This window comes from Glycomyces sp. NPDC049804 (genome assembly GCF_040674615.1).
Lineage (GTDB): Bacteria > Actinomycetota > Actinomycetes > Mycobacteriales > Micromonosporaceae > Glycomyces > Glycomyces niveus.
In genome coordinates this window covers 78,306-86,563 of sequence record NZ_JBFAMQ010000019.1, presented here as the reverse complement: position 1 = coordinate 86,563, position 8,258 = coordinate 78,306, and the positions used below count along the sequence as shown (strand labels likewise).

5 protein-coding genes are annotated in these 8,258 nt (G+C 69.6%); 3 read left to right on the top strand and 2 right to left on the bottom strand.

The features are described from left to right. Nucleotides 1–1,460: DUF222 domain-containing protein (locus AB0K52_RS22890; protein WP_363535874.1), on the bottom strand; the 1,460-nt coding region annotated here is incomplete at its 3' end. 1,006 nt (nucleotides 1,461–2,466) lie between these two features. Here AB0K52_RS22890 and AB0K52_RS22885 point away from each other — a divergent pair. Together AB0K52_RS22885 and AB0K52_RS22880 are read left to right on the top strand one after the other, a co-directional pair. After that, entirely contained in the window at nucleotides 2,467–3,804 is a 1,338-nt protein-coding gene (locus tag AB0K52_RS22885; RefSeq protein ID WP_363535872.1) for a hypothetical protein, read from the top strand. Beyond that, nucleotides 3,801–4,184: a hypothetical protein gene (locus tag AB0K52_RS22880; RefSeq protein WP_363535869.1), complete on the top strand. Its 384-nt coding sequence runs from the start codon at nucleotides 3,801–3,803 to the stop codon at nucleotides 4,182–4,184. Before AB0K52_RS22885 ends, AB0K52_RS22880 begins: the two co-directional genes overlap by 4 nt. A 182-nt stretch (nucleotides 4,185–4,366) precedes the next feature. Here AB0K52_RS22880 and AB0K52_RS22875 read toward each other — a convergent pair whose 3' ends face one another. Continuing rightward, nucleotides 4,367–4,978 (bottom strand): hypothetical protein, encoded by a 612-nt coding sequence (locus AB0K52_RS22875; protein WP_363535866.1) that lies wholly within the window; start codon nucleotides 4,976–4,978, stop codon nucleotides 4,367–4,369. Between the two features lie 201 nt (nucleotides 4,979–5,179). Here AB0K52_RS22875 and AB0K52_RS22870 point away from each other — a divergent pair, with 201 nt between their 5' ends. Further along, a complete protein-coding gene (locus AB0K52_RS22870; RefSeq protein WP_208497809.1) occupies nucleotides 5,180–7,981 on the top strand; it encodes an AAA family ATPase in 2,802 nt (933 codons plus the stop codon). Nucleotides 7,982–8,258 lie beyond the last annotated feature (277 nt).

The window sequence follows — 8,258 nt, the reverse complement described above, 5'->3', positions numbered from 1 at the left end:
AACTGCTCTCGGCATTTCGCCTTGGCTGTCCGCATGGCCTTGATCGCCCGATCCCTCTCGATCGCTTCTGTGAGGGCGTCCAGGTCGGGCTTCATGGCCTCGGACCATTCGGTCCGGTACAGCCCGGTCGGGAACACATCCCATTCGGTGCCCTCGTTCTCGGCATCCATGTCCCGGTCAGTGCGCCAGTCGGAGCAGCCGCAGCCTTCACTGTCGTTGCCGCCCTGGCCGCCCTGGCCGTCGTGGTGGGTGATGACCGCTTGTCCGGGGCCGGTCTTCTCCACGCTCCAGCCCGCAGTGTGGATGCGGCCGTGGTGGAACCGGCACAGCAGGATCAGGTTCTCAGCGACCGTCGGCCCGCCATCGGCCCAATGCTGGATGTGGTGCGCCTCAGTCCACGCCACGGGCCGGTCACAGCCCTGCCAAGCGCAGCCTTCCGGTTGCTCGAGTTCGAGCTTGCGGCGCAGGGCCGCATTCGGCAGGCGCAGGGCACGGCCGAGTTCGACCGCTTCGCCTTTCGTGTAGTCGAAGACCGAGGGGATGACCCCGGCTTCGCAGGCCAGGAGGCGGGCGCGGGCGACCGAGATGGGCTGGCCCTCGAGGAGGGGCAGGCGGCCGGTGTCCTTGCACTGCAAGGTCTCGATGTCCACGGTCAGGTCGAGGGTCGCGGTGTGGCCGTGGCGGGTCGCGGCCTGCGGGGAGGACCCGTAGCCCGCGAGGAGCTGATGGAGAGCCTCGGCATTGCGGTTGGCCTGGGCGGGAAGGAGACCGCCCTCGTCCTCGCTCTCCTGGTCTTCTTGGCGCGGTGGCGGGCAGGCAGTCTTCAAATACTTGTCAAGGAGGCGCCCGGTGGCCTCGCACAATTGGCCTTCCAGAGCCCACATGCCATTGGCCTGCGGGGTCAGCTCCAGGCGCTGCATGGACTGCTCGCCCAGTGCATCGAACAGCTCGGACGCTTCGGCGATCGAGGCCCAGAGCTCATCGAGGTGACGGCGCAGCTCGGTGAAGGTCGCGTGCGCGCAGTACTGGGCGACCATGGCCTCAGGCGTCGCACACAGGACCTCAGCGTCGAAGGGAGAGGGCACGGGGGTCTTGAACGGAGTGCGGGCGAACAGGCGCATGGCCGGAGTCTGCTCGAGCTGGCGGACGGCATAGGCGACCTGGTCGACCCTGGCTTTCCCGGAGACGGCCGCCTCGGCCAGGAGACGGAACTTCCCCGACAGGCGGGCGATGGCCGCGATGTCAGCGGCCGTGCGGTTGTGGAAGTCGAACTGGGAGACCAACAGATCCCGCAGGGCGGAGAACCCGAACGCCGAGCGGTGCAGGCCGGCTTCCTTCATCTCGATCACCCAGGAGAGGACCTGGGCGTGCTGGGCGTTGATCAAAGAGGCGGCGTCATCGAGAGCCGAGCGGATAGCGGCGGCACGCTCGGAACCGGGGGTGCTGGTGCAAGAGCCCATCGACCGCTCGCCTCCTTCCGCTGTTCTCGAATGATCTGCTTGTTTTCGCTTGCGTGTTCGTACCTCAATGATGACAGGCGCGGGGTGGTGGTGTCATCACTCAAAGGGGTGAATAATCCATGAGGGACACTCGCAAATGCCCTCAGACTGCCTGGGGCGCACTGTGAACCGGCTCGGGAATGGCGCTCCGCCGTCCGCCGCCACACCACCCGGAGGCCGCACTACCGGCCGAGGCCGCTCAGACCCTTTTGTCGCTGCCCGCCTGAACCGCGTCCGAATCAGGGCTGTCAGCCGGACTACAGGTCGAGGCCGCTCAGACCTCTTTGTCGCTGCCCGCTTGAACCGCATCCGAATCGGGGCTGGCAGCCGGAGTAGCGCCCCAATGTGGCGCTGCCTCGTTGTCGCTGCCCGCCTGAACCGCATCCGAATCAGGGCCGGAGTCCGGAATGGTGGCCCCAATGTGGTGCTGCCTCGTTGTCGCTGCCCGCCTGAACCGCATCCAAATCAGGGCTGGCAGCCGCACTACCGGCCGAGGCCGCTCAGACCCTTTTATCGCTGCCCGATTGAACCTTGACCGGGACGGTGCAGGCTGTCGCAATGCGACAGCGAACGAGCGTGACCTCGTTGTCGCTGCTGATTGAACCCGGAACACAGGTGAAGCCGAGGTCGCACGGGAAAGAGGTGATCAGCGAACTCGGTTGGGTTCCAAAGGGAATGGGCAGGCGCTGCGTCAGACGGGGAGTCAGCGAACTAGACGCTTTCGTACACGATGGCGTGTCGCGCTTGCAGTTGCGCGAAAAGCTGTGTCAGCCTGAACTCACGTGCGAATCGCACGTTCATGAAACCAATTGAATATGGCCGGTGGGCCGCCTCAAGGACTGCAATCACTGCGGCGGCCCACCTTTCTCCAACGGAAGGAAGCCCTCCGATGGCACAGTCCACCCTACGCGAAAACGGGCCTGGCGCAACTCATCAACTCGCGGCCCATCGCAACCAGGCCCGGGCGATGGTCCTGGTCCAAGAGCCGTTCTACCGCCACGAGACCCTCGGCCCAGGTGCGCCGCTCCGCACCATCACCGGATCGAGCGACCAGGCCGGCTACTACGACTGGGCCGGGAGACGGCTCTTCCTGGCCGATGGCGAGCCGGATCCGATGTGCCCCGGCGCCTACCGGTACCAGCACAACCCCGCATCGTGCGATGAGGAAGCACCCGACTCGGACCCGCGCAGCCCGCGCTACGAGCCGATGCACTTGCGCCACCGGCCAGGCGACACCTGGATCATCGACACCAACCGGCCATATGACCCATACGATCCCGGCCCCTACGGGTCCCCGGGCTGGTACAAGGACGAACGCACCGGCCGCCACCGCCGAGACGAGACCCCCGACCCGCTGCCAGCCGAAGACTGGATCCCACCGGCGAACGCCTGGTTCCCCGGCACCGCCGACTGGCCCGAACCCATGGCGGCGCAAGAGAAGACAGCAACGACCACCGAACGCCGCAGCGGCGATCACGACGGCGAGCACTCGCGCTTCCGGGGCGAACGGGGCGGATCGGACCGGCCCCCGCCCTGGGGCCAGCGAGGCCGCCCCGTTCCCTCCGAGCCGGAAGAACCCGAACAGCACCAAGCAGGTCCCCGGCGGTCGCGGTTCTGGCCCGACGATGACGAGGACCCGCGCGGCGGCCGCTACCGACTGTCCGAGGACCACGGCTGGACCAGCGGCGCCTGCACTACGCCGACCGAACATGACCACCGTCAACCCGAGTACACCGAGACGCACCGCTTCTCGAAGCTCCGCGAAGACGCCTTCGACCGCTTCATCGCCAACTCCGCCCAACTCAGAGCCGCGCACTTCGCACCACAAAAGCCCTACCTGCGCGAACGCGCCGCCTGGGTCCTCCACTGGCTCGCCTGGGTCCTCACCTGCGGCCTCATCGCCATGCCCGCACCACTCAAGCGGCAACAGGGCCACCCCGAACCGCCTGCGGCACGTCCGATCCCGGCACAACCCGGTCCCGGCACGCACGAGCCCGAGGCTGTACGGGCGGGGGTGGTCCTTCCCGCCAACGACTTCCGCGGCGGAGCAACACCGACTGCAGCGCGGCAACCGGTCGAAGCGAATACCTCGCCTCGGCCCGGCGCCGCGATCGCCGCCGCCATCAGCGGTGCCCGCGCCGCCCGCAGAGTCATCGCCGCCCGCCAGAACCGCACCGAACACGACCTCGCCCGAGCCGTCCGCAACAGCGCCACCAGGCGCCCCTCCCCACGCCCCTACATGGCCACCTGGGAACACGCCTTCGACACCAACGCCACCTTCATCATCGGCGGTGGTATCGCGTGATCCCCGACCGCTACACCACCCGCCGCATCAGAGCCCGCTACATCAAGGCGCTCAACGCCATCCCGCTCCCCGTCCGCCGCACCGACCCGCCCGACGCGGCACTCCCCATCGACCTGGCCGGGCTTCCCGTGCTGGCCACGGAGACCATCGACGAGCGGCCGGTGCAGTTCTCACTCGTCCTCGGCCAGACCCGCCTACGCCTGACCTTCACCGGCACCCGACCGAGCCTCATCGGGTCCGTCGTCAACCTCGACACCGCGAACCCGCGACTCGTGATCGCCGAACCCGCCCACACTGAATGGGCACTCGCCAACGAACCAGCCCTCATCCACCACGCCGTCCGAACCTGGCAGACCAACACCAGTACCGGCGACCGCTGAACGGCGGGCATAGCGAAGGCCCCGGGGTCTCGAACCTCCCCGGGGCCTTCTCTCCGGACACCGCCACAGGACGGCCGGTGCCCGCGTGCCGGGTAAAACCTCCGAATACCCGGACGACCTCATCGTGACATCGAATCCCAGAGTTCCCATGGAACTCAGACGAATCTCACGTCACATTTCTCTTACGAGCTGGAATCATCAGGGACATATTCCGCGAACTTCCACGCCGCCAGCACCGCGGCCACCACGACGAGACCCAGCACACCCCGCCAGCCATAGAACGGCACCACGAACAGCGCGCCCACACCCGCCGCGATCCCCGCCAGCAGCGCCGCCGCCGACAGCGCGATCGACCCCGAGCCGTCTCCGACCTCCGCGGCCGACACCACCCGGCCCGACAGCGCCACCGCGAGCCCCGCGGCGATCCCGAACGCCCCGGCCGCGCCGATCGCGAACCCGAAGCCCGGCGACAGCGCTACGGCGAGCGCGCCGAGCGCCAACGCCCCCAACGAGATCGCCCCGGTGTACCGGGCCCGGCCGAGCGCGCCCGTCCGGCGCGTCGCGTTCGCCGCCACGACGAAACCGATCGCGAAGGCCCCCAACGGCCACAGCCGCGTCCCCGGCGAAGCATGGAATTCGGCGGCGATGTCGGTGACCAGGAACGCGGTCACCGCCGCGGACGCGAAGGCCACGGCCTGCCCGTACGCCGCCCACAGCGCGGGCCCCCAGCGGAGCGGGCCGCGGCGCTTCGGCACGGCGGCCCTCGGCGTCGGAATCTGAGTCGGTGCGGTCATGGGAACGACGCTACGAGCGCGTCCGCGCCCGCGCCCCGGTCGCCCGACTGGGATCGGCGACTGGGAACCGAACCCGGTAAGCGCGGGCGTTCGACCAGGTGGCGGCCGCCCCAGTCGACCCCAGTCGAATGACAGATGCGAGCGGTCGGACCCCGTGGCTACCCTGGAAGGGTCCCCGGTCGTCCTGAGGATGGAGCCGCCGTGAAAAACCTTGCCGAGACCACGCGCGCGCGCCAGGACGCCCCCCGGGGCGTCCCGCTCTTGGACGACGCCGACCACGGCCGCCCCGTCCTCTACGGCCGCGACGCCGAACTCGACTCGATCCAGGCCCTCCTCGACGGCGCCCGCGTCGGCCACGGCGGCGCACTCGTCGTCCGCGGCGAGCCCGGCATCGGCAAATCCGCGATCGTCGACGCCGTCATCCCACGCGCCGAAGGCTTCACCGTCCTGCGCACCCTCGGCGTCGAAGCCGAGCACACCTGGTCCTACGCAGGCCTCCAGATGCTGCTCCACCCCCTGCTCCACCGCATCGACCGCCTCCCCGCCGCCCAGGCCGAAGCCCTCCGCACCGCCCTCGGCATGGGCGACGGCACCGGCCGCGCCCACTCCCTCCAGGTCGGCCTCGCCCTCCTGAACCTCCTCGTGGACGCCTCCGCGAAGCAGCCCGTGTACGTCGTCATTGACGACGCCCACTGGCTCGACCGCGACTCCACGAACGCGCTCCTCTTCGCCGCCAGGAGACTCTCGACCGAATCCATCACGATGGTCCTGGTCGTGCGCGACGGCTTCGCCCCCGACTTCCCCGCGCCCGGCATCCCCGAACTCACCCTCGGCCCGCTCGACCTCGATGCGTCCCAAGCGATCCTGGACATGCGCGCCGACGAGATCCCCTACACCAGCCGCGACTGGATCCTCCGCATGTCCGAGGGCAACCCCTTGGCGCTCCTCGAGCTCCCGGCGGCCGACAACGAGGAGTCGCTGCTGCGCGCCGACACCTCCAACAGTCGCTACTCCACCACGTCGCGCATCAAGCAGGCGTTCACCGAGCGCATCATCGCCCTCCCCGAGGGCACCCGCACGATCATGCTCCTCGCCGCCGCCGAAGAGACCGGCGAGACCGCCGTGATCGCCGAGGCCGCCGCGAAACTCGACGCCAGCCTCGCCGACCTCGAACCGGCCGAAGTGGACGACCTGCTGCGCTACCACCGCGGCCGCATCGAATTCGTCCACCCCCTGATCCGCTCCACCGCCTACCACTCCGCGCCGAGGGCCCGCCGCATCGAAGCCCACCGCGCCCTCTCCGAAGCGTTCGGCGACGGCGACATCCGCGCCGCCCGCCACCTCGCCGCCGCCACCACCGGTCTCGACGAGAAGGCCGCCGCCGCACTCGAATCCATCGCCTCCTACGAGGCCGAACGCGGCGGCTGCGTCGCCGAGATGGCCGCCCTCGAACGCGCCGCGAGCTTCACCCCCGACCCCTGCCGCCGCGCCCGCCGCCTCACCGAAGCCGCCCAATGCGCTTACGCCGCAGGCATGACCGGCAAAGCCGTCGAACTCGCCGAAGCCGCCGAACGCCTCACCGACGACCACGTGCTCCTCGCCCGCACCGCGCTCATCCGCGCCACGATCCTCTCCTGGGCCGGCCACTCCAAAGGCTTCGACGTGTGGATGGAATCGGCCGAGCACTACGCCGCCACCGGCCACGAGAACACCGGCTACCCCCTCCTTCGCGGCGTCTGGAACGCCTGGGAGACAGGGGACTTCACGAAGGTGAAGTACGCCTCCGGGCTCGCCTCCAAGTACGGCGGCTCCAACAACGCGTGGGTGCGCCGCCTCGCGCGCGCCGCCGCCGGCCTCAACCGCCAGCCCGGCGACACCGCGGGCGAAGCGGTCGACGCCCTGCGCTCCCTCTACGACTACTACCAGCCGCTCCACGAGGACTTCCAGGCGTTCGACCAGGTCCTGGCCGCGCGCTGGCGGTTCCTCGCCGGGGACGTGCCCGCCGCGCACCAGGCGGCGGCCGAGCAGGTGCGGGCCTGCCGTGAACGCGGCGCGATGAGCCCGCTCGTGCAGGCGCTGCTCGTGCAAGCGCAGACACAGTTCCACTATGGGCGGTACGCGGACGCGCAGGCGTCCGCCTCCAGCGCCATCGAGCTGGCCCACGAGCAGAACGACCGCCGCGCGCTCATGCAGGGCCGCATCTGGGTGCTGCTGCCGATCGCCGCGATCCGCGGCGAGGAGCGGCGCTGCCGCGAGCTCGTGGCCGCCGCGATCCAGGACGCGCCCGAAGACTCGGTGATACCCGCCGACACCGCGTTGGGGCTCTTGGAGCTCGGGCTCGGCCGGTACGAGGCCGCGTTCGAGCGGCTGCTGCGCATCGCCGAGGGCGGCACCCCCATGGAGGTGCTCATGCAGGTGCCGACGCTGGTGGAGGCCGCGTTCCGGGCCGGGCGGCTCGCGGAGGTCAAGGAGGCCTTCGACTGGTTCGCCGACTGGGCCGACGCGACGGGCCGCTCCTACTGGGAGGCGCTGGTGGAGCGGTGCCGGGCGCTGTTCGCGACCGAGGCCGAGGCCGGGACGCACTTCGCGCGGGCCGTGGAGCTGCACCGCGCCGACGACATCGACCCGTTCGAGCGGGCGCGCACTGAGCTGCTGTACGGCGAATGGCTGCGGCGGGTGCGGCGCATCAACGAGGCGCGGGCCCACCTGCGTGAGGCCACGGAGGTGTTCGAGCGGCTGGGCACGGTGCCGTGGACCCAACGGGCGCAAGGGGAACTGCGCGCGGCGGGCGACTCGACGGCCGTCGAGTCGAAGCCCGACCTCGCCGAACTGCTGACGCCGCAGGAACTCCAGGTCGTGCGCCTCGCGGCCGACGGTCTCACCAACCGCCAGATCGGCGAGCAGCTCTTCGTCAGCCCCCGCACCGTGGGCTACCACCTGTACAACGCCTACCCGAAGCTCGGCGTCTCCTCCCGCACGGAGCTCGCGAAGCTCGACCTGTAAGGCGCGCAAGCGAAGCGGCCCGTCTCGATGGAGGCGGGCCGCAAACGTGAAAGCGGAAATATGCGGATTCGTCCCACCGGGGGACCCCTTGTTCTAACCCTACGTCACGAGTACGACACTTCCTGGGGCTGCGAGAATTCCTCGTGGACTGGACTGGACTGGACTGGACTGGACTGGACTGGACTGGACTGGACTGGACTGGACTGGACTGGACTGGACTGGACTGGACTGGACTGGACTGGACTGGACTGGACTGGACTGGACTGGACTGGACACG

What these genes read in the sequence shown, in the direction of transcription:
- AB0K52_RS22885 (WP_363535872.1), top strand. Translation starts at nt 2,467, where the DNA reads ATGGTCCTGGTCCAAGAGCCGTTCTACCGCCACGAGACCCTCGGCCCA.
- AB0K52_RS22875 (WP_363535866.1), bottom strand. Translation starts at nt 4,978, where the DNA reads ATGACCGCACCGACTCAGATTCCGACGCCGAGGGCCGCCGTGCCGAAG.